The 24043-nt window shown below is 37.0% G+C and carries 18 protein-coding genes; 2 read left to right on the top strand and 16 right to left on the bottom strand.

What is annotated here, in order from left to right; all coding sequences use genetic code 11:
* Positions 1-2: 2 nt before the first annotated feature.
* The 6 genes from V7164_RS04115 to V7164_RS04090 form a co-directional block, all read right to left on the bottom strand.
* On the bottom strand, positions 3-941 hold the full coding sequence (locus tag V7164_RS04115) for a fumarylacetoacetate hydrolase family protein (protein ID WP_335353462.1): 939 nt from the start codon (positions 939-941) through the stop codon (positions 3-5).
* Between the two features lie 278 nt (positions 942-1219).
* Positions 1220-1963, bottom strand: a complete 744-nt coding sequence (locus V7164_RS04110; protein ID WP_335353461.1) for a maleate cis-trans isomerase family protein — start codon at positions 1961-1963, stop codon at positions 1220-1222.
* A gap of 20 nt (positions 1964-1983) precedes the next feature.
* A complete protein-coding gene (locus tag V7164_RS04105) occupies positions 1984-3318 on the bottom strand; it encodes an MFS transporter (protein WP_335353460.1) in 1335 nt (444 codons plus the stop codon).
* Between the two features lie 132 nt (positions 3319-3450).
* Positions 3451-4857, bottom strand: coding sequence for a dihydropyrimidinase (gene hydA, locus V7164_RS04100; RefSeq protein WP_335346522.1), 1407 nt, complete (start codon positions 4855-4857; stop codon positions 3451-3453).
* Positions 4858-4984: 127 nt separating this feature from the next.
* Positions 4985-5659 (bottom strand): GntR family transcriptional regulator, encoded by a 675-nt coding sequence (locus V7164_RS04095; RefSeq protein ID WP_335353459.1) that lies wholly within the window; start codon positions 5657-5659, stop codon positions 4985-4987.
* Between the two features lie 429 nt (positions 5660-6088).
* Positions 6089-7348 (bottom strand): MFS transporter, encoded by a 1260-nt coding sequence (locus V7164_RS04090; protein ID WP_335347850.1) that lies wholly within the window; start codon positions 7346-7348, stop codon positions 6089-6091.
* Positions 7349-7626: 278 nt separating this feature from the next.
* Here V7164_RS04090 and V7164_RS04085 point away from each other — a divergent pair, with 278 nt between their 5' ends.
* Positions 7627-8451 (top strand): aldo/keto reductase, encoded by an 825-nt coding sequence (locus tag V7164_RS04085; protein ID WP_335347915.1) that lies wholly within the window; start codon positions 7627-7629, stop codon positions 8449-8451.
* A gap of 40 nt (positions 8452-8491) precedes the next feature.
* On the opposite strand, the gene arcC is transcribed toward V7164_RS04085, so the two are convergent.
* The 10 genes from arcC to V7164_RS04035 form a co-directional block, all read right to left on the bottom strand.
* Entirely contained in the window at positions 8492-9427 is a 936-nt protein-coding gene (gene arcC / locus V7164_RS04080) for a carbamate kinase (RefSeq protein WP_335347914.1), read from the bottom strand.
* 144 nt (positions 9428-9571) lie between these two features.
* Positions 9572-10846 carry a DUF1116 domain-containing protein gene (locus tag V7164_RS04075; protein ID WP_335347913.1) on the bottom strand — a complete coding sequence of 425 codons (1275 nt, stop codon included), beginning with the start codon at positions 10844-10846 and terminating at the stop codon, positions 9572-9574.
* 70 nt (positions 10847-10916) lie between these two features.
* Positions 10917-12662, bottom strand: a complete 1746-nt coding sequence (gene fdrA, locus V7164_RS04070; protein ID WP_335353458.1) for an acyl-CoA synthetase FdrA — start codon at positions 12660-12662, stop codon at positions 10917-10919.
* 127 nt (positions 12663-12789) lie between these two features.
* Positions 12790-13839 (bottom strand): ureidoglycolate dehydrogenase, encoded by a 1050-nt coding sequence (gene allD, locus V7164_RS04065; protein WP_335353457.1) that lies wholly within the window; start codon positions 13837-13839, stop codon positions 12790-12792.
* Between the two features lie 50 nt (positions 13840-13889).
* The gene (gene allD, locus V7164_RS04060) at positions 13890-14942 is read right to left on the bottom strand and encodes an ureidoglycolate dehydrogenase (protein WP_335353456.1); all 1053 of its coding nucleotides are present in this window, start codon (positions 14940-14942) and stop codon (positions 13890-13892) included.
* A 24-nt stretch (positions 14943-14966) separates the two neighbouring features.
* Entirely contained in the window at positions 14967-15731 is a 765-nt protein-coding gene (gene allE, locus V7164_RS04055; RefSeq protein ID WP_335353455.1) for a (S)-ureidoglycine aminohydrolase, read from the bottom strand.
* An 82-nt stretch (positions 15732-15813) separates the two neighbouring features.
* Complete coding sequence (allC, locus tag V7164_RS04050; protein WP_438824033.1) at positions 15814-17076, bottom strand: allantoate deiminase; 1263 nt, start codon at positions 17074-17076, stop codon at positions 15814-15816.
* 903 nt (positions 17077-17979) lie between these two features.
* Positions 17980-19632, bottom strand: coding sequence for a PucR family transcriptional regulator (locus V7164_RS04045; RefSeq protein WP_335346937.1), 1653 nt, complete (start codon positions 19630-19632; stop codon positions 17980-17982).
* 154 nt (positions 19633-19786) lie between these two features.
* Positions 19787-21175 (bottom strand): uracil/xanthine transporter, encoded by a 1389-nt coding sequence (locus tag V7164_RS04040; RefSeq protein WP_335346936.1) that lies wholly within the window; start codon positions 21173-21175, stop codon positions 19787-19789.
* Positions 21176-21200: 25 nt separating this feature from the next.
* Positions 21201-22145, bottom strand: coding sequence for a DUF2877 domain-containing protein (locus V7164_RS04035; RefSeq protein WP_335346935.1), 945 nt, complete (start codon positions 22143-22145; stop codon positions 21201-21203).
* A gap of 200 nt (positions 22146-22345) precedes the next feature.
* On the opposite strand from V7164_RS04035, the gene V7164_RS04030 reads away from it, so the two are divergent.
* Complete coding sequence (locus tag V7164_RS04030) at positions 22346-23992, top strand: PucR family transcriptional regulator (RefSeq protein WP_335346934.1); 1647 nt, start codon at positions 22346-22348, stop codon at positions 23990-23992.
* Positions 23993-24043 lie beyond the last annotated feature (51 nt).

Raw genomic sequence — 24043 nt, 5'->3', positions numbered from 1 at the left:
AGTCAATTAATATTAGATTCCATGTAATTCAAACTAGATTGTTCCTGACCTTCTTCCGACCTAAAATAATTTGTTAGAATGCCTAATCTTTCAATTTTCACAGTTACTTCGTCCCCATCCTGTAACCATACTCTTTCCACTTCAGGAAGCCCCATTATTACACCCTCTGGAGTTCCAGTTAGAATAATGTCTCCAGGCTGTAAAGTTAAATGTTCAGAAACATAACTAATAATCTCTTCACAGTTAAAAATCATATCTGAAGTATTTGAATCCTGACGAATTTCTCCATTTACAAAAGACATAATTCTTAAATCATTCGGATTTTTAATTTCTTCTTTACTGACCAAATTTGGACCAATTGGACAAAAACCATCACAAGATTTTCCCAAAAGCCATTGCGAACTTTTCGATTGCAAATCACGAGCAGACACATCATTCGCTGCACAATAACCATATACTACAGATAGTGCATTTTCTTTTTTAATTTTTTTCGCTTTTTTACCAATGACTATAACTAATTCCGCTTCATAGTCTACCTGAGAAGATACGCTCGGCAAGGTTATGTCTTTTTCATGAGCAGTAAGTGTATTATTAAATTTGCTAATCAATATTGGCGCTGGAGGGATAGGTAAATTACACTCCACTGCATGCTTTTTATAATTCAATCCAATACAAATAATTTTATTAGGCTCTGGTACACAAGGACCAAAAATTAACGAATCCTCCATATGGAATAATGAATCATCCATAAATGAAATTTCGATTAGTCTCGAAAGAACTTTTTGCGCATGTTCTCCATGATTAATAAGTTCTGTAACTGTTTTAGGCACATTATTAATGAATGGATAGTTATTAGCTGCTGCTTCTACGTCTAATATTCCCTTGTCTGTTTTTATTCCTAAAGCTAATCGATCTCCTTTGACAAAAGTTACAGATATCATTGACTTCCTCCCTTTATTAAACTTAAAGAACAAGGTCTATTTTCCCAGAAATCTTTAAATAATTTTCATACGTGTTATAATTAAGATATGAAGTCTGAACATTGAAAATTGCATACTTATAAGGGTTGGGATAGCTAATCTTCTATCCTGTAAAATGTATGGAGTCGTCAGAGAAGACGAAAATCGCTGTACAGACTCATGATAAAACTTTCTATCTTAGTAAATGAAGAGAGCATTGCAACCCCCCACAGGTTGAATGCTCAGCAAAAGATTTCTTTTTATCTGCTTACCTTTTCCCTTGAAAATACTTTTCCCCATCCTTTTACAGTCCTTGGATCTACATCTACCATTTTTAAGCATTCCCACATAAGTACATTGATCGTGTCGTACATTGGAATATTATATTTTTCTTCATAATATTCAACTTTATCTACTGCAGGAAAATTTGTGCATACAACACTTAATGCATCAGCAGGAGAAGCAGTTACTGCTTGTATCATTTCTTCGATTCTGCCTTGATCTACTTGGCTAAAGGAACGATTTACTGTTTGGGAAAGTCCTTGAACATTAATCGTTTCAATATTGCAATGCTTTTTATATTGTTCTGCAATTAATCTATTTATCTCTGGAATATATGGTGTTACAAGGTGCACAGTATTAATATTGTGTTCTTTAAATGCTCTTACTTGGGATAACATAGAGGTTGTTGCCGGAATTCCTGTTCTTTTTGTAATCGCTTCACATAGTTCATGATCCATTTCGAAACCAAGCCATCCGCCTGACGTTCCGTTCCAAGCTATTAAATCAACCTCTGCATGTGCCAGCAACTCAGCTGCCTGGAGCATAGGTTCAAAATTAAATTGACTCAAGGCATCCTGCTCTAATGAGATTTTCGTAACCTCGAATCGACCATAATGGCACGTAACCTCCGGAACATGATATAACATCTTCGAGCAAATTGGCTCTAGAACTGTGTTTGAAGAGGGAGTAAGCATTCCAATTTTTTTCGGTTCTTTTATCATGATTATTCCTCCTTAAATAATTAATGAGCAACCCCGATTTTTTTATTGTAATTAATTAGGCTTGACACCGTTGCTAAAAGGAGACCTGCGACAACAAATACCATTAACGCCAAGAAATAGGAATCTGTGAGTGAAACAATAATACCGATATATATCGGGGTTACTATACCCGCAATATTTCCAGCAAAATTCATGCATCCACCAACAGTACCAATATGCTCTCTTTGCGAGATTGCAGCAGGAATACTCCAATATAAGCCACCCCAACGAAGAAAAAATAATGCAATTGAGAGTGTAGTAATTGCCATCGTTACCGAAGTAGACCGGCTTAAGAGAAAAATTGAAATGGCCGTCATGATACCTGCAATTGAGAGCATCGTCCTCATTACTGTATTAAAGTTACCACCTTTATCGCGCCACTTATCTGTAATTAATCCGCCTATAATTTCCCCGATAAAGCCAGAGCCAAAAATGATTAATATCGATCCGCCAATTGCTTTAATATCTAAATTTTGTGTTTTTGCAAGATAAGATGGCCCCCAAGTCATTAGTCCGTAAAAAACTGTGTTAAACGAAAACCAGCCGAGACACATACACCAGAAATTGCGAGCTCTTAAGTAATCTTTAGCACCAACTTTTACTCCAGAAGCATTACGTTTATGTTCTTCATACTCTTCCTCGAGAGCTTTTCGAATATATTCACGTTCTGCCTCGTTTACTTTTGGGTTTGCATTTGGCCCCCCTTTTATTACTCTCCATGCTAACCAAGCTATGATGATAGTAAGGATCCCAGCTCCAATTAATGCACCGCGCCATCCTCCAAACCATGCCATAAAAGCAATAATAATTGGTCCTCCAACGGCAGTTCCTAACGGTGCACCACTATCAATAATAGTAGCCCCACGGCCTCTTTCTTTGGAACTCAGCCATATGGCTTGTAGCTTTGAGGCCCCCGGCATAACTGGAGCTTCTGTAATTCCTAGCAAAACCCTTAGGAAAATTAATGATTTTGCACCCATGATAAAGCCTGTTAATGTTTGAACGATTCCCCAGCTTATGGCGGCGCCATAAACTACCTTATCTGGACGATATTTGTCCGCAAGCCAACCTGATGGGACTTGCATTAGAGCATATCCCCAAAAGAAGGAACTAAGGATGATACCGACTATTGCAGGATCTAGGCCTAAATCACTTTGGACCGCCGGCATCGCAATTGATAGTACGGCACGGTCAACATAGTTAATTGTGACGAGTAAGAGAAGCATAATAAACACACGCCAACGCACATTTGTTGGTTTTGCTGTTAAACCAAGTGATTGTTCTGAGACTTGCAGACCTGAGCTACCTTTTGGCATAAAAATCCTCCTTTTTCAACTTAAAAGTTAAAGAGTTATGCTATTTTCAAAACGTTTAAGTAAATTTCAATAATCACCTCCTCTAATATTTGCTTAGCAAAACGTAACTAGTGAAATTACTAGATACGAGTACTACCTGATATTAACCCCTGTTCGTAAATTAGAATTTTTCTTCCTAAATAAATACTGTCCTCGCCCTTGTTCACCGATAACATATCCATCACGAACAATTTCCTCGCCCCTGGAAAGTACTCGCGTAATGGCTCCTTGAACGACTGTACCCTCATAAAGATTGTAATCTACATTTTGGTATTGCTTTTCCTTTGTAATAATTCTAGAAGTTTTAGGATTAAATAAAACAATATCTGCGTCAAATCCAACAGCGATACTTCCCTTTTTTGGATACAGCCCAAATAATTTTGCAGGACCTGAAGACATTATCTCTACAAACTTTTGTAAAGAAATTCTTCCTTCATGAACTCCAAAATGGTAAACAATAGAAAAAGTATCTTCTATACCAGGAACTCCATTAGGAATCTTTGCAAAATTATCCTTGCCTAGTGTTTTTTGTCCTTCAAATAGAAAAGGGCTATGGTCAGATGCAACAGTTGAAATAACGCCTGAGGATATTCCCTTCCAAAGATATTCCTGATTCCATTTTTCACGAAGAGGAGGGGAGCAAACATATTTCCCGCTTTCAAAGTTAGGTAATTGCAATTTACTTTGGTCAAGAACCAAATAATGAGGACAGGTTTCTGCATATGCCTGTACTCCACGCTTTTTTGCCTGTTCTACTTTTTCTAATGCATCTGCACAGCTAACATGGACAATATAGATGGAGGCATTCGCTGCTTCTGCGATTGCAAGTGCTCTCCCTGTTGCTTCTGATTCTGTTATCACTGGGCGTGTGTGAGCATGGAATATTGGTGAGGTATCACCTTTCGAGATGGACTCCTGAATTAATTCATCAATGATGTCACCATTCTCCGCATGTACATTCGTAATGATTCCTACTTCCCCAGCTTTTTTCATTATTTTAAACATTTCTCGGTCATTAACCATTAACTCACCTTTATAAGCCATAAACAATTTAATAGATGTAACACCTTCTTGATTCGCTAAAATAGGAAGCTCCTCAAGAACATGGTCATTATATTCACTTATAATTGTATGAAACCCATAATCTATTAAAGAAGTTTCCCCCTTCTTCTTCCATTCTTTTAAGTTATCTAGAATAGTTTGACCCTTTTTGGGCTTTGTAAAGTTGATGATGCTTGTAATTCCACCAGCTGCAGCTGCTCTGGTACCGCTTACAAAATCATCTGCAGTTCCAGCACTTTGAAATGGCCAAGCGAGGTGGGTATGAACATCTATACCCCCTGGAAATATGTATTGTCCATTCGCATCAATTACATAGTCATCCTTTTCGGGAAAAAGGCGATCCGAAATAGCAGTAATTTTTCCTTTATCGATCATAATATCTGCATTAAAACAATCAGTAGCGGTAACAATCGTTCCGTTTTGAATAATAGTTTTCAACTGATTATCCTCCCATATCAATAAAATACTAAAGTGTCTGCTGTCGACAGTTTATAACATTCAACTTCTATGTACTCTTTTAATGAAAAGAGCGAATTATAGAAGCTCATATTCTAGTGGGAATATCTTAGTGGTTTGCAAAAATTTCTTTCAAATGAGTTAAATCTGTTTCAAGATGTTTTCTCATCATAACTGAGGCTTTTTCTTCATCTCTACGTTTCATAAAGTTAAGAATTTCTAGATGCTCGTTAAAAACTACCAATTCTCTATTCTCACCCTGGAAGTTTAAAACTCTGTAATAGTGACTCAAAGAGTATAAATCTCTAAGCTGTTTTTTTAATCTTACATTTTGACTATATTTTGTAATAAGATCGTGAAACTGAGTATTTTCCCCGATTAGCGCTAGTCTATTTTGCTCCTTTGCTGCATCATCTAAATATCGTTTTGCATTAAGTACCGTATTTTCAATTCTTTTTATCTCTTGCCCTGAAGCGAGCCTTGTTGTCAATCTTGCAGCTAATGACTCAAGTGCCATCCTGCATTCATATATATCTTCAATATCCTTCATCGTAGGCTTGTATACTGTAATTCTTGATTTTCCATCTATTACTAATAGCCCTTCCTTTTCTAACGCGCGTACTGCCTCTCTTACAGGGCTTCGGCTAATATCTAATTCTCTTGCGATTTTTGCTTCAAAAATTTTATCACCAGGCTTTAGCACTCCCTGAACAATCATTTCTCGAATGGAATTGTATACTTGGTCATAATATCTCACTGGTTTTTCAATCTCAAAAGTGTTCATTTATTCTCTCCCATCTTGTCGTCTGTCGACACTTTTTGATCCCCAATCCCAACAAAGATAAAATAAAGTGGACACCTTTAAATAACTATTGATTACACAGGCATTCGCCTATCTTTCTTTAAGAATAGCATCTTCAATCATGCATTTCAATTTATTTTTTTAATTTTCATACTATTTGATCAATTTTTATTTATACTGCATATTTATTAATATCGATTAGGAGGAGAGGCTCCCTCCCTACCTCTGACACCACTGTACCGTTCGGTAAACAGCGGTATCTTATACAACAAATAGGAGCTGTCTGACTAGTCAGTTCGATTTTTTTGTGCACCTTTTAATATTTAGAACAATAAAAGGGGCTCCAGAAAGTCAGTTTATCCTGACTTTCTGGACAGCCCCAGCCATTTCTTAATTAATCGGATTGAAGATTTACTTAGAATCAAACTTAACTTGATTTGGAACACGGATCAAGAGGACTCCGCCAATGACAAATAAAATAACTAAGCTGAGAACCCCGCTATTTGTATTTCCAGTTATATGTGCAGTGGCTCCAACTAATGTAGGTCCAGCAATAGCCGCAACCTTGCCAAAGATATTATAAAAGCCGAAGAATTCATTAGATGATTCTTTCGGTATGAGTTTGGCAAAATAAGAACGGCTTAATGCCTGTATCCCTCCCTGTACTGAAGCAACAAGCATAGCAAGAACCCAAAAATCGAGTGCCGTTTTTAAGAAATAGGCGTAAATACAAATAATAATATATACAAAAATAGCGACAACTATCATATTCTTTTCACTAAATTTTTGGCCTAATTTTCCAAACAATACTGTAAAAGGGGCCGCAACCACTTGAACTAAAAACAAGACAATTAGTAAAGTAGAAGCACTAATTCCTAAATCAGTCCCATAGGCAGTAGACATTGTTAAAATCGTATGCACTCCATCAATATAGAAAAAATAGGCCAATAAGAAAAGAAACAGTGCACGATAAGCTTTTATATTTTTCAACGTGGTGAATAGCTTTTTAAAACTTGTAGAAACAGGATTAGGCACACGCTCTACATAGTATTTTTGTTCAACATTCTTCAATAGCGGGATGGTAAAAAGCCCCCACCATAAGGCTGTAATGACAAAGGCAATTTGACTGGCTATACCTACAGATAATGGAATAATAGCTTGCTGAGCCAAAATAATAATCGCGATTGAAATAATAAATGGGATTGTACTCCCGATATAACCTAGCGCAAAGCCATTTGAGGAAATACGGTTCATTCGGTCCTCACTCGTGACATCAACTAAAAAAGCATCATAGAAAATATTTGCCCCAGCAAACCCAACCGAGGTCAAAACAAAACATCCTAAGAGGATTAGCCATTGATCACTTGGCACAACTGCTAACAGCAGTGTAAAGATAATTCCCAATGAAGCAAAAAATGTGAAAAACCTTTTTTTGAAGCCTCTAAAGTCAGCAATTGATCCTAGCAACGGTGCCAATATGGATACAATTAAAGTTGCAAATGAGTTCGCATAACCCCAGTAGGCTGTCGATGCGGATGAAGAGATCCCTGCATCCGTTGCAGCCGATTTAAAATATAATGGAAAAATTGCAGTAACAACAACGATAGCATAGGCGGAATTTGCCCAATCATAAAAAGCCCAGCTTCGTTCCGCTTTCGTCATTTTCTCCATTCAAGCCCCCCCTTTTATTAATTATTCTTTTAATGCCTAAAATTCCCTTTCATAACATTGTACACTTTATGGGTAGAATAGTAGTATTATATTTTCGTAAATTTTCAATAATGAAATAATCCTCTCTCCACATTCAGCATTTTGATTCGACATTAGCTCCGTCTAAAGCAAATGTTGGAAAATAACATTTATTTCATTTACAATATGGATGTGTATTTACATTACATATTGTTATCATAATATGTGATATTATATTTTTTTGATGGGAGCAGTGAATGATGAATTTTGTTACTTTAAATAATGGGTTAAAAATGCCACAGCTTGGTTTCGGAGTATGGCGTGTGGAAGATGGACAAGCAACTGAATCAGTTGCTAGAGCATTAGAGGTTGGATATAGATCTATTGATACTGCTATGATATATAAGAATGAAAATGGAGTAGGGAAAGCTATTAAAGAATCGGCTATTCCCCGAGAAGAGCTATTTATAACGACAAAGGTTTGGAATAGTGATCAAGGCTTTGATCGTACATTGCAGGCATATGAAGAAAGCTTAGAAAGACTTGGCCTTGATTATGTTGACTTATACTTAATCCACTGGCCAGCACCTGAATTTGATCAATATGTAGATACATATAAAGCGCTAGAAAAACTTTATCAAGACGGACGCGTAAAGGCTATTGGCGTGTGCAATTTTGAATTAGAACATCTTGACCGTATTTTAAAAGAATGTGATGTAAAGCCCGTATTAAATCAAATTGAATGCCATCCGTTCTTTGCTCAAACCGTGTTAAAAGACTTCTGCTCAAAGCATGAAATTTTTGTAGAGGCATGGAGCCCTCTTCATCAAGGCGGTGAAGTGCTGCAAAATGAGACGATAAAAAATATCGCAGCGAAACATGGCAAAACAGCTGCTCAAACCGTTTTGCGCTGGCACTTGCAAAATAACACGATCGCTATTCCTAAATCAGTGACTCCATCGCGAATTGAAGAAAATTTCAATGTGTTTGATTTCGAACTTTCAGCTACTGAAATGGATGCAATTAATAGCTTGAATCGGGATGAGCGTAAAGGACCTAAGCCTAATGAATTTCATGTAAAGTAATATAAAAAAAGACGGCGAACGCCGTCTTTTTTATTTCTTATTAAAGAGTTACACGTGTACCCGTTTTGCCTTCAAGAGCATCTTGAAGCTTGTCCATTGAAGTGATGATTACGTTTTTGCCGCCTTTTTGCAGGAACAGAATTGCAGCTTCGATTTTTGGTCCCATGCTTCCTTTAGGGAAATGACCTTCATCCATATAACGTAGAGCTTCTTCAACTGTCATTTCAAATAAATTTTGTTGCTGTGGAGTTCCGAAATGGATCGCCACTTGCTCAACACCTGTTAAGATAAATAAGTAATCTGCATTAATTTCTGCTGCTAATAGTGCACTTGCAAAATCTTTATCAATTACAGCATTTGTACCTTTTAGCATCCCATTTTCTTCAATAACTGGGATACCGCCGCCGCCAGCTGTAATAACAGTAATTTCTTTATCTAATAAAGCTTGGATTGCATCTTTTTCAACAATTGTTACTGGTTTCGGAGAAGCAACAACACGTCTGTATCCTCTTCCACTGTCTTCGATGTAAGAGATTTTTTCATTTTCAAGAACTTTGTCAAGCTCTTCTTTTGTATAGAATGGTCCAATCGGCTTCGTTGGGTTGCCAAATGCTGGATCTTCTTTAGAAACAACAGCCTGTGTAACGATTGTTGCAACTTGTCTTCCAATGTTACGTTCTACCATTTTATTTCTGAATGCTTGCTGGATTAAATATCCTAAGTTACCTTGAGTTTCCGCATCTAATACATCAAGCGGATAAGCTGGCACTACTGATTCAGCCATTTGGTTTTTAATTAAAGAGTTACCAACTTGTGGTCCGTTACCATGAGTGATAACTACTGTGTTTCCTTGTTCGATTAAACCAAGAACAGGCTCAACACTTTCACTAATATTTTGTTGCTGCTCTTCAAGTGTTCCCTTTTGGCCTTCTTTAATAATGGCATTACCGCCAATGGCTAAAACAATTTTGCTCATTTGACAAAACTCCTTTAATTTCGAATTTCTCTTTCCCATTATGAATGTTTTCAATTTTCCATTGCAAGCTTTTTTTCAAAAAAAAACCTTCAAAAAATTTGGAGAGGATATAGCTAGCAACTAACCCTCTCCAAAATGATTTCATTATTCTGCTTCGATTAATCCAAGCATCACTGCATATGCATCAATAGCTTTTTCAAAGCATGCTAATGGGGCACGAACGGTACCTGCACCGATTTGGCCAACTCCCGCTTCTTTATGAGCAATACCAGTGTTAATAACTGGCTCGATTCCAGTTTCAACAACTTTTCTTGCATCAATGCCAAGGCAAGAGCCTTTGAAATCCCAAGTAGGAATTGAGTAGTTCGGGTTGTGGTCAATACAAATTTCCATCATATCATTACTTGTGTTAACCGCATCGTCCATACCGCCTGCACCAACGAAGCGAGTAACACCAGGAGCAGCGATCATAGCCATACCGCCGACACCGAATGTTTCGGTGATCGCACTGTCACCCATATCAGGGCAAGCCATATCTTGATCATATCCCGTAAAGAATAGACCTTGTGGTGTATTAACTGGTGCTGTAAACCATTGATCACCCATACCAGCAATACGGATTCCGAACTCATGTCCATTACGGCACATTGCTGTTACAACTGTACCATGCTGAATTTGTCTTGCTGTATCCATAACTGCTTTACTTGTTGCCATCGCAATATTTAAGAAGAATTGGTCTGTATCAGCTAAGAATTGAATAACATCTAGTTTATCTTTTTCATCTGCATCTGATTGTAAAATGTATGGAGCGATGTCTTTTAAGAAAATAAGGGAACCAGCAATATTACGTTGATGGAACTCATCACCCATCGTAATTGCTTTTGCAATCGCTACGTTTACGTTTAACCCATCGCCTTTTACTTTAAGTGCTTTTGAAATAACAGGTCCTAGTACATCTCTGAACCATCCAAGACGGTTAATTACTTCCTCAGAATATGCACCGAAACGTAGAACTGCACCAATTCCTTCATTCATTGTACAATATGCTTGATTGCCGCCGTCGCGATTTTCTACAACTAAAACCGGCATACTTCCAGATGTGATACCACCCATTGGACCAACCGCATTTACATGGTGACATGGAATGAATTCGATTTCACCATTTTTAAGCATTTCAAATGCTTCATCAGCATTCTTTGCCCAACCTTCAAATAATGTAGCTCCAACACAAGATCCTTGCATCGGGCTTGTCATATTTTCCCATTTAATAGGTGGTCCTGCATGAAGTAATACTTTCCCATTTAATTCTTGAATAACAGATTTAGCAGGAACTACATCTGTTAAAAAAGGTGCGCCTGATACAATTTTATCAATAACCGCTCGGTTTGCTTCATCAATTGTTTTATATTGTCCGTACATTTTGCTTTCCTCCTGAACATTCATTGGTCGTGTAAACCGGTTTCCCTAAATTTCGAATCTATTTCTTAGATTAGCGAAGTACACTTAAGACTTTACGCATTCTTGGATTTCCGCCAGCAACTGGACGCCAATCAAATTGAACTACTCTTCCGCCGTTTGCAGTAATTGCATCTGTAAATTTCTTTAATCCAACGTTAACTACATTTGGTTTTTCAGTTAATAATTTTTGGATTTCCTCTGAAACCGCAATATTAGCGTTCGCAGCCTCATTAGCAGGAACTACTTCTTTTTGTACTTCTTCAATTTGGATATCAAGCATAGCTAAGGCAGTTAAAACTGATTGGTTATTGCTATCACGTAAGATAACGCCAGCTTGTTCTAGTTTTGCTTTTTGCTCATCGATGTCTTGTGGATCTTGATCAGTACCACAAACAGTTCCAACAAAGTAAATGTTTCTGCCATTTTCTTTAGCAGCGTTTTGAATTTTTTGGATGCCAGGGATAAGTGCGCCCGCCATATCTTCATGAGAACCATATCCAAGTACAACATCAAATAAAATAATTGCTGTTGATTCATCTTGTGCTGCTTTTTGGAAGAATTGAATTCTTGTATCAGGATCAATCATTGGATGCGGTTTACCTTGTGTATAAATATCATCACCAAGGTCAATTACTTCAAATCCATTAGCATTTAACAGGTAACCGTCTTCATGATGATCTGTTGTTCCAAGGTTAAGTCCTCTGCTGATAAGTGTAGCTGCTTCGTATCCTAGCGTACCGCCAGAATATAAACCTTTAATTGTTTTTTGTTCAGGCTTTAAGTTCACTGCAGGTACTTCAGCTTGTAGCTCATTGTAATTTGGCTTGATTGCATTACCTTTTGCAAGGTCTACAGCGATAGCTGCTGTTTCTTCAAGTGTGTTTGCATAATAAACATTTCCTTCATGGTTATGTGGCTTTTCACCAAGGAAAATTGCAACAACTGGCTTAGAAATGCTTTGAAGTAATTGAACAACTTCATCACGAACTTCTTTTGCAGGTGGTTTTGAAATTAATGTGATTACTTCTGTTTGACTATGCTGTGCTAAAGCCTTAATACCATCTAACATTGTAATCGCACCAATTTTATCGTTGAGGTCACGGCCGCCAGTACCGATTGCATGGCTTACACCGCTACCTAAACGGTCAATTTCTGTAATAACTTCTTGAATACCTGTTCCAGAAGCCCCGATTACACCAATTTTTCCTGTTTTCACAACGTTTGCGAATGCAAGCGGAACACCAGAAACAACTGCAGTACCACAGTCAGGACCCATAACAAGAAGACCTTTTTCATGGGCTTTTTCTTTAATACGACGCTCATCTTCAATTGTTACATTGTCACTGAAAATTAAAACGTGCATATCTCTATCAAGTGCTTTTTCTGCTTCTTCAGCTGCATATTGACCTGGTGTAGAGATGATTGCAAGATTCGCACCTGGTAATGCTTGCGTAGCTTTATCCCATGAGCGTACAGTTTCAAAAGCTTCCTTGCTGCTGCTGATTGCTTGGTTGCTTAAATAGTTATCTACTTCATCAAGAACTTCTTGAATCTTTTCTTCAGCATCAGTGTCAACAACGATACACATATCATTTGATGCTGCACCTTCAAGCTCATCCGTGAAAAGACCAGCAGTCTTGAAAATATCTTTGTTAGCAGGAGTCCCCATCATAATTTGGACTTTGTTAATGCCTTCCATTGTTGAAATTTTATTCGTAAGAAGCATTAGGTTAACTGAATCCTGATATGAATTCTGTTTTACGATAGTATAAAGCATGTTTTCATGCACCTCTTTTTATATTTTTCTTACTCTTCGAAAAGGTTGTTGAATTCAATCATTTCCTTTTCATAGTAGAAGGGTGGCAACTCTTGATGAGACCACCCTTCTTTTTTCTAACACTTTTTTATTTTGCAAAAGGGCTTTTATTGTCATACGCATTGTTGTGAACAACATCTGAAGTCAAATACTCATAAATATGATCAACAATTTCAATGCCGTTCTCTTCATATTTCTTTTCCCTTTCAGCACTTCTTTGCCCAGGGTAAGAAACTTTATCAAAGCCAGGGGCCGGCTTGATATTATTGAGGTCTTTCATTGTTGTTGCTATATCTTCTTGGAAGCCTTTAATTCCTGTAAAGAACTCAGGATTTATGACAATATGAAGCTGACCAAGATTGCGATACTCAGTGAGATCATGGTACATGGAAGAAACTTTGTTTCCAAACGGAAGGCCAAGTAAGATACCTGATAAAACATCAACCATCATCATGAGCCCGTATCCCTTTGGCCCTGCAATCGGAACTAACGCATTTACTTTAAATGGATCAGTTGTCGGTTCTCCATTGCTGTCAACAGCCCATGTATCAGGAATAGATTCATTTTTCGATCTTGCATGAAGAATTTTTCCCCAAGCCTGAACAGTTGTCGCCATATCAAAAGTAATGTGTTCTCCGTCCTTGCCTGGAGCAGCAAATGCAATTGGGTTCGTACCATAATAAGGCTCTGATCCGCCAAAAGGAACGACCATCGGATCGGATTGACAAACTGAGATTCCAACTAGATTTTCATCTGCAGCTTGTTGAACAAAGTATGAAAGTGCACCGCTATGGCCGATTCTGCTAACGCCTACTACAGCAATTCCATTTTCCTTTGCCATTTTAATCGCTTCATCCATTGCAAGTTTTGCTGCAACATGGCCTACTCCATTATCTCCGTGGAAAATCGCTGTACATGGACCCGTCTTTTCAAGCTTGAATTCCGGATTATTATTTAATCCGCCTTTTGCAATTCTTTCAGCATAATATTCCACCCTCATTGCTCCGTGAGAGTGTACTCCTCTAGCATCTGCATGAACAAGTACATCTGCAACTCCTGAAGCATGATCTTCAGTTAATCCGGCCTTATGAAGCTTTGTAGCAATTAAATCGTGCAATTGCTCTTTTGATAATCTCATTCCCTCTCACCCCTATGAATTCGTCCTTACCTATTTTCCTTTTGGAAAAATTACTTAGCAAACGGGTCTTTGTGATCGTATTGATTGTTATGGATCACATCAGAACGTAAATAATCATAGATGTCATCAACAATTTCAATGCCATTTTCCTTGTATTCCGCAATAACAACATCATTATTTTGACCAGGGTATAAAACCTTTGAAAATCCTGGTGCAGGTTTGATTTGATTTAAGTCATCCATTGTTTGCGAAATATCTTTCTTGAAACCAGCGATTCCGCCAAAGAATTCCGGGTTAATAACAATGTGAAGCTGACCTAATTTACGGTATGCAGTTAAATCTTCGTACATAGAAGATACTTTATTACCAAATGGAAGACCAAGTAGAATACCTGATAATACATCTACCATCATCATTAGACCATAGCCTTTTGGTCCAGAGATTGGTAATAATGCATTCACATTAAATGGATCTGTTGTTGGTTCTCCATTTTTGTCAACTGCCCAAGTATCTGGAATTGACTCATTTTTTGATCTTGCATGGAGAATTTTCCCCCAAGCTTGAACAGTTGTTGCCATGTCTAACGTAATAAATTTACCGTCTTCCATGCTAGGTGCCGCAAAGGCAATTGGGTTCGTTCCATAATAAGGCTCTGCTCCTCCAAATGGAACTACCATCGGATCAGATTGACAAACCGTAAGCCCAATTAAATTCGCTTGTGCAGCTTGATGGGTAAAGTAAGAAATTGCACCACTATGAGACATATCTCTTACACCAACAATTGCAATACCGTTTTCTTTTGCCATTTTAATGGCTTCATCCATTGCTAATTTGGCAGCTGTATGACCATTTCCGCCATCTGCATGAAAAACGCCTGAGCAAGGACCTGTCTTTTCAAATCTAAAGTCAGGGTTAGTATTAATTCCGCCTTTAGCAATTCTTTCAGCATAATATTCTACACGCATTGCACCGTGGGAATGAATCCCTCTTTCGTCTGCAAATACGAGTACTTCAGCTGCTGTTTCAGCATGATCCTCTTTAAGACCAGCCTTATGCAGCTTTGTTTTGATAAGACTTTTTAAGTCCTCTCTTTTTAATCTCATGGTGACACCTCTTTGTTGGGATTATTATAATTCCGGATCCCGATTACAATCTTTAGAATAAACATATGTTAAAGGTTCTCTTCCAACAGCATAAGCTGCCTGATGGACATATGGTCCCATGAAAATGTAATCGCCTTTTTTAACTGGAATCCATTCATTATCAAGGTTATACATACCTTCACCAGAAAGTAAGTATGCACCGTGTTGTTGATAATGTGTTTCAATAAATGGATGGCTTGCCGCTGGGTCGAAAGATAAAATGTGGAAGTTCATATCAAAATCAATATCCATTGGTAATAAATCTTTAATATGAACATTGTGCATATCATCGTAGTCTCTGTATTCAATATCATTTGAATGACCAGAAACAACCCATGGCTTACGGCCTTCTAGTGGCTTGTGTTTTTGTTTATAAAGGAATAGACGAGAATCGCCAGCTTCCATGTTTTCTAAGTACATAGTAACGCCTGGTGGGCAGTATAAATAGCCGCTTTCCTCTAGAACAAATTCTTGGTCGTCAGCTTTTGCTTTTACTTTTCCGCCTAAAACGTAAACGAAGCATTCAACATCTGATTGTCCGCAGTAGCCTTGGCTATTCTTTCCGCCTTCATGCATTGTAACGATGTAATCAACAAAGGTTGCACCTAATTGTGGAGATCCTAAAATCGACATTGTGCAATTTTCAAATCCAGGAATAACATTATTTACAAGACCTTCTGGTGCGATTAAAGCATATAAACCATGTTTGATAATGGATCTACTTGAAAGCAAATCTTTTGGATAACCCATCGATACATTCTCCTCTTTATTAAAGATTTTTTTATTATAAAAGGTAATAAACCTAATTATATGAAGCTGAAAATAACATCAATTATTCTTTATAACCTAATTCATAAAGGGCACCAATCAGTGCTTTAATACCTTCAGCCAAGTCTGATGGCTCAGTAAACTCAGCTGGATTATGGCTAATTCCCTTTAAGCTAGGAACAAATAGCATAGCTGTTGGAACAGCTGGAGCAAAAATTTGTGAATCATGTCCAGCCCCACTGTGCATTAGTTTGTAAGTCAAACCATTTTCTTTGCATTGTTTTTCAATTAATTCAACAACCTTCTGGTCCATAGGAACAGGATCAGCATCCATCCAAAGATCGATGTTTATTTCAACACCATGCTCTTTAGAAATTGCTTCCATGCGTGCGGTCATTTTTTCAGTGAAAGAAACAATTGCCTCTTTTTCAGTATGACGTACATCAATTGTGAAGATTGCTTTACCAGGAACTACGTTAACAATATTAGGCTGAGCTTCGATTTTACCCACAGTTGTTACAAGTGGATCTCCCTCTTCTCTAGCCATAGAAATGATTTCATAAACCATCTGGCTTGCAGCATACATCGCATCTTTGCGGTAGCCCATTGGCGTTGTACCCGCATGATTAGCTTCTCCAGTAATTTCTACTGTATAGCGTCTTTGACCAACGATGTTATTTACTACACCTACAGGGATCTTTTCATTTTCTAATACGTTCCCTTGCTCAACATGCACTTCAACAAATGCTTTTAAGTCATCTCGCATCCCTTTTGATTCATCCCTGAAGCCAAAACCAGCATTTTTCATCGCTTCCACAAACGGAATACCTTCAAAATCCTTAATGGTTTCAACATCTTCACGTTTTGCTAATCCTACAATGTTTTTTGAGCCCCAGAATGCATAAGGGAAACGGCTTCCTTCTTCTTCCGCCATTGAAACAACTTCAATGTTGCGGAGAGGTTCGCCGTATGTTTCTTTTAAATATTTTAATGCGAGGATACCGGCAATAATCCCGTATGCACCATCATATTTACCGCCATTTTTTACTGTATCAACATGGGAGCCAGTTAGTACTGTCTCGTTCACATTTTTCCCTTTAAGCGTTCCAAACAAATTGCCAATTTCATCAAATTTAGCTTCAAGACCGATTTCTTCCATCCAATCTTTTAAAGCTTTTTGGCCTTCAACCCAGGCTTTTGAATAAAGGAGACGTGATACTCCCCCTTTAGGGTCTTCGCCGAAGCCTGCTAGCCAATCAAGTTTAGAAGCAGCTTCTTCTGGCAGTTCGCCAAAGTTCATTGACTTTCCTTTTGTTTCTTCAGCCATTATGTTCATCCTTTCTGTTTAATTCTTGGAACTTGGATTATGCTAATATAGAGCGTTAAATTTAACTTCATGAAGTAAGCAGATTACTATTTGCAGTTCATTTGAAGAATGACATATAGTATTCTTTGTTATGTAACAACTTCCTATGCAACTGCTTACATTTAACATTTATAAGTTTTTGAGAAAGGTTTTTATTCTTAAAGACCCAGATTTAATGGTATAAGATTATACATCTATAGTCTTTAGGATAATTGGATAAAGTTTTATTAACTAATTTATCCTAATCGGATAAAACACGGACACAAGAAATAGAGTGTCTATATACTCTGACACTCTTACACAGCAAACTAATAAGTTCTTTCTTTAATGAGCGAGCTTTTTCTCATCTTGTTGCTCTTCTCTATAATAAAGGCATCTGACCGGCTTATCAGAATATAAGCTTGAACAGATACCATTAGATTCATAATAACTGTTTTTAGTACGTTATAACATGGAAAACGGAAAACTCATTGCTTCCGACTAGCGCCGTACAGCCACAATCATTTCACTCGACATAAATAAAATACAAAGTAGGAAAATAACTCTATGTTGAATTATGCCAGGGAGAAAGGCGAAATCCACTAGCCATTGGGCACTGGGGGCAAGTAAATTTTTAAAGTTCAATAAGAATTCTAGTAGGATCGGAAGAGTTTCCACCATAATATCATTTCCCTTTTTTAGGTTATTTTCTTGAACTTCCACACCTAATCAGTGAGTTTCTTAACCTCACCACTACTATAAGGGAAAAGCCATTACAGGCGAATAAAATTGTAAAGGGTTACATTACAAAAACATTAAAATAGCTAAGTCTTTACCTTGAAAAAATATCCAATTATCAATTGGGCGGCTCCTAATTTAATATTCCTAATTTTCACGTTGAAGAAGATCTACAATCTTTAACCCAACTTGAACAGATAACATTTCCTCCGCATCTTTAAAATCCATGCCAGTAATCTCTTTTATTCTGTCCAAACGATAAACAACCGTTTTGTAATGGATATAGAGAACTTTAGCGGCCTTAGCAGCATTTTGTTGACATTCCAAAAAAACCTGCAGAGTTTTTAGGAGATCCGCTTGATTTTCTTGGTGGTAATTTAACAATACCTTAAGCGATTGAGGAATAAACTGGCTCAACTCTAACGGGTCTTTAAAATGACATAACAGGCGAAAAATCCCTAATTCAGAAAAGGCTGTAATCGATTCCTTGCCATCTATCCTTTCACCTAGTTCTAATGCATCGCGTGCTTCCTTGTAACTTTCAGGAATGTCAATCACTCCCTTCGCTACGTTCCCGATGCCCACTTGAAGGGAAATGTCTTTTACTTGTTTTTTAATAAACTCTTGAATGCTTCTGGATGTGTTCTTTATATCTTTCATCCAAGCAGGATCATTTTTATTATTCTTCTTGACCTTCCAAAGAACGATGACTAAATTACTTTTGCTCGTAATAATCCCTTTCGGTAAGTAATGATGAACAGTCTCATACACCAATGCATGATTCCGATCGGAAACCACCTGCTTATTTCCAAACTCTTTAAGCTGATTTATTTTGAATACAACGGCCACAAACGAGCCTTCAAAATCCCAGCCGATTACATTCGCTTTCTGGTGGATTGATTGAAGTGAATGGATTTTCCCGCTAATAAGCTCATCAATTAAATCGTTTTTAAACTTCTTTTCAACCTCAGCTACCGCAAATTGTTTGACTAACTCAAGGGATAAAGAAGTTGCAGCATTTTCAACTGCAATTAAATCAAGTTCTTGTAATGATTTATTCATCTCTCCAATTAACAAGTACGTTTTTACATGATTTAGAGTCTCAATCGGAACGACAATTTGATGACCCATTACGTTATCTAATTGTGGATACTTCACAATTTGCCGATAGTGCGGGAACTTTATTCCTGCAGTCTGTTCATAGAAGTGAACCTTTTCAATAATTTGAAATGATGATAGACAAGGAGCCGTTGAAACAATACAATGAAAATTCCGGTCAAACAGGGCAACTGGGTTACCGATTAACTTCTCTAACGTATCGATGATTTTTTCTGGCCCTTTATCAGCGAGTGACAATGCTGTAAAGCGATCATGAATTTCTTGATAATAATTTAACTTTGTTACTTGTTTATTAAAGAGTTCATCCATTACAGGATACATGACATCAACAAATGGAATTTCCTTCGGGAGCTGAATGATTGGTAAACCCAGTTTCTCGCTGTGTCGGATTAGTGGTTCAGAAATTTCCGTTTCCACTATTTTAACGACAAGGGCACTTACTTCTTTCTCCACCAACCTCACGATGAATTCCTTTTGTTCTCTTTCACCTAAAGAACGTATGGAATAAAGGCTAGTTAAGATTACTTCCCCACCCTTGATCCAGTCAACAATATCAGGCCCTTCCATGATCGTGATGCCCTTAATATCATTGATCAAATAACGGTGTCCCCCTAAGACAACTGCGTCTTTCATGGACTCAATATTTAATAAATCTGCTACTTTAAATTCCTTAAATTCCATCAGTATTTGTCCTTTCGATAGATTAATACTGCAAAATACGCCTCTTTAACTATACAGTAATTAAATGGCGTAAAACATTTTAAAATATTTAAATAAGTAAAAAGGGCAAGAGAGAAACCTCTTTAGCCCTTTTGTCATTTATTTATCGTTTTCGTCATCCATTACGCACCGTTTGGGTTTTTTCTAACTCTATATCCAAAGCTGTTTTTTCCTTTTTTTGTTTACTATCTTCTGTTACACTAGCACGTTCCCAATTTACTAGGTTTTCTAAAAGAAGGGCAAGAATTATTCCCGTTAGTAATCCACTGCTAAGTAAAGGGCGAACTACACTCGGAATTGTTTCAAAATAAGACACAGGTAATGTCATAATCACGATTCCTACGAACAACGGAATCGCTGAACGATATGCATTGTTCGTTTTAAATTCGACCTGCTTGAAAAAATTCATTGACGAATTCAGGAGTAACAAATATGAGACAAACAATGCTGCGCTTCCCACACTCAGTGGCAATTGAGAGAAGAAATGGCCAATCGGCGGGATTAGACCCATGACTAAAAACATAATTCCACCGAGAACAAATGGAAGTCTTTTTAAAATACCTGTTTGACTAAGAAAGCCGATTGACGAAACATAAGGTGAATAAGGGACAAGACCAAATAAACCAGCAATAGCCGAAAAAATACTTGTAATAATAAAGGACGCTCTGTATTCCGACTTCGTAGTCTGTACATTGTACATTCCCTCAGTTCCCTTTAACGATCCAAATGTATTTGCCGAGTTTAGTAAACCAGCTAACACTGTTGTAATAATAACCCCTACATCCCAAGCCGGTTTCCCTAATGGAAATAACTCCAAGCTAAATGACGATACTTGACTAACCGAATTTTGAGTATTAAAAATAAGTGAATATGCAATCCAACCAATTATGATACCAATCAGTAAGCCATAACGTCGAATACTTGGCGGTGCTTTAACACTTATGATAATAACGATAATTGCCGTAATGATTGATAATAAGGAAATAGATAGATCAATGTGTGCACCTTGTGCCTGATTACCAAACGGAATACCAAGCATACCTTTCAAAAAAATGCTAATCAATTGGCATCCAAATAAAAACATAAACACACCCATTGCTGCAGGGTTAAATAGCTTAGCTAGGTGTGGCCCTATGCCAGTTACACCAATAATAAATGTCAAAATTGCAGATATAATAATTCCAACTGTCAAGCTACCCCCAAGGACAGACAACGACATACCTTGTGCTGAGGCAGTCGTACAAAGAGTTAGGATCACTCCCCACCAAAGTCCTGATTGTCCTTCCATAATTGCGCGTCTATGACCAAAGAATGCTTGCACGATACAAGCTAAGCCAGTCACTATAAAGGAAAGCTGCAACAAATTCACAATTTTACTTGGAGAAAGGTCAAAAGCAGCACCAACTGTAATCGGTATAACCACAATGTTTGTGAAAATAAAAAAGAGCCACTGTAAGCCCGAAATCCAGTTACTTGATTTTAATAACTCCTTAATAACGATCACCTTCCCTAATAGTAATAAATAATTCTTAATTGACTGCAGCTTTAATACCTAACAAAATACCTGCTAACGTATCTGCTCCAGAAGTATGTCCTATTTGTTTCATTTCTTCAAGAGCTAACGATATATTAGGTCCTTGTGATTGATCCATTACTTCACACATCTTAATAAGATGTGAATGAAATTTCCTTTCAACTGCGTATATAAGATATTCAAAGGCAACATGTGTTGTCCGGTTCCTGCCATCTTCCAATAAATATTTTTTCAGTTGCTCAAGAAAGGCTTTGTTTGTTCCCTCAAATGAAGAAAGAATTGCACAAATCCCAGTTATAATATCATCACCGCTTGGTGTAAGGCCAAGGCCCCTTCCAATCCAATAATCAAATACTGTTTTAGAGTTTATTGAATCATGACCCCTCGCAAGTTTCCGCAACATATCTAATTGTTGGATTATGACTGAATCCTCTTTTGTATTTGCAGAATCGGAATTTATTAAATAATTTATTATCGCTGCTTGATCTTCTTGCGTTTCTGCTAGTCCTATTTGCCAATCATTTTGCAAAAGCCTTTTAGCAACCACTTGGACATTACTTTTTAAGTTATTCAAATTGTACATTTTTGATTTGATGGCATGATTCATCAATTCTGCTTGTTCTAACGCAAGAATTATTCCATCCGTGAAAACAAATCTATTTGATAACTTATCCCAATGAACAGTTTGGTTTACTCTAATTTGTCGAGTAAGCAGTTGTACATGTTCCTGTTCTAATGCGATCCCAAATGGAGCCATGCCATTTTCCTGTCCACCAACATGGACAAGATGATGACCGAAGTTTAAGTTGAAGCTATTGTTAAATATACTGTGGACACAACCTTTAGGATTGTTACTAACAATTTGATGAATTTCATCACTTAAAGCATATGCATTCCACAGATGTTTATCATATTTATTCGTTCCTGTTGAATAAATCAACCAATTCACCTCAAAACTATAATATATGCTTTAACATGACAGGAGCTTTCTTAAAAATTGTTCCATAATCTCTATTACTTAATAGTGTAAATGATAAACAAGTTAGATGTCATTGTTCACAATAACCAAAAAATCATTTGCATTTTGTTAACATTTAACGTAAAATGACATTTGCGAAGCTTTTAAATGAGGGATAAAACATGAAAACAATGAATGATTTATTTATATTAGAAGGCATGAAAGAAAGTGTTGTCCTGGCAGGTCACAGAGGACTCACACGGAATGTTCAATTTGTTAATATATCAGATACACCTGATATCATCCAATTTTTAGATAGTAATCATCTGCTTCTAACAACTGGTTATGCTTTCAGTGGTGATATTCAACAATTTTCTGCATTGATTAAACAAATGCACGAATTAAATTGTTCTGGCATAGTCATCAAAATTAACCGATTCTTAAAGGAATTGCCAACAGAAATTAAATTACTTGCTGATGACTTAGCTTTTCCCATTATCGATCTTCCTACAAAGCATACTTTAGGGGAAGTTTCCCGTCATATTTTGAATTATTTAAATGATTCTGAAACCGAACAGCTTTATTATGCCCTTCATGTTCAAAAAGAGTTCTCTGATATGCTGATAAAAGGATATAGTTTGACTGCGCTAATCGAACAATTAGGTCATTTTCTTACACGGCCGACCCTATTATTGAATCATCGAGGAGAAAAAATCGCCCATAGTCATGATTTCCGAATGGATTCAATGAAAATTGTTGAACAGGAAATTATTCAAAAGGTAAAAGAAGATTTAGCTGCTGCTAGAGAAGGAGCCACATTTGTCATTCCATCAAGAGAGCATCAATCCATTTCTACCTTTCCTGTACAAACAAAGAGGCAATACCCTAGCATGCTCGTTATAATTGATTCTTTAACTTTGCCTTATCCTTCTTCACAAATGGCAATCGAACAGGCCGGCAATGTTATTTCCTTTACGATTATTAAAGAACAGGCAATTGAAGAAAATTCAAGAATATTAAAAAATAATTTCTTTGATGATCTTATTGAAATGAGAATCCACTCCGATGAAGAGATTTTAAGCAGGGCAAATTATTATGGGCTGAAAGAGAACATGGATAATATTTGTATAATCTGCTCCATTGATCCACAAGGTCAAAATTATCAAGCTTTGCAATTATATGAAAAAAAGGCCGGGGAGTTATATAATAGTATTTATGATCAGCTCGAAGATGAAATCATTCACAGTAAAATGGATGCCATTTTATTTTCGAAGGAAAAATACTTTGTCATGATTATGCAATTCTCCAATTTTAGTGAAACAGATTTAAGTAATGTAACAGAATTTATCGTAAGCTGTCAAAACAGTTTGCAGGGTGACTATTCAATTTCTTTCGGGGTTAGCAATGCAGTTCATTCACTCAAAGATATACCAACTGCTTATTTCGAATCTGTAGAAGCAATCATGAACGGCTATGAAATGAATAGGCAAGGATTCATCAACTTCTATAAGACGAAAGAACTTGAAGAATTACTTAATGTTATTCCGAAAAAAGATCTAAGAGCTCTTTACGAAAATACCTTAAAGTCGCTTGCCTATCCTAAGACAAAAGAAGATCAGGAATTAGTTAAAACGATACAAGTTTTCCTTGATTCCCAATGTGAAATTTCCGAGACGTCTAGAAGATTGTTTATCCATAGAAATACAGTTAAGTATCGAATTGAGAAAACGGAAGAAATGCTTAATTGTTCTTTTCGCGACCCTCAAGATTCACTGCGAATTCGCGTTGCGTTAATTATCGGAACCATTCTTAATGAACATGAACAATAATTTATAAACAAAAAACCAAAGCCCTGATTTTTAGGGCTTTGGGTTTTTGTT

Origin of the sequence: Bacillus sp. JJ1474 (genome assembly GCF_036965225.1) — a bacterium.
In the GTDB taxonomy this organism is placed as follows: domain Bacteria; phylum Bacillota; class Bacilli; order Bacillales; family Cytobacillaceae; genus Cytobacillus.
The sequence above is the reverse complement of the archived record's forward strand: the minus strand, read 5'-3'. Positions and strand labels throughout refer to the sequence as shown.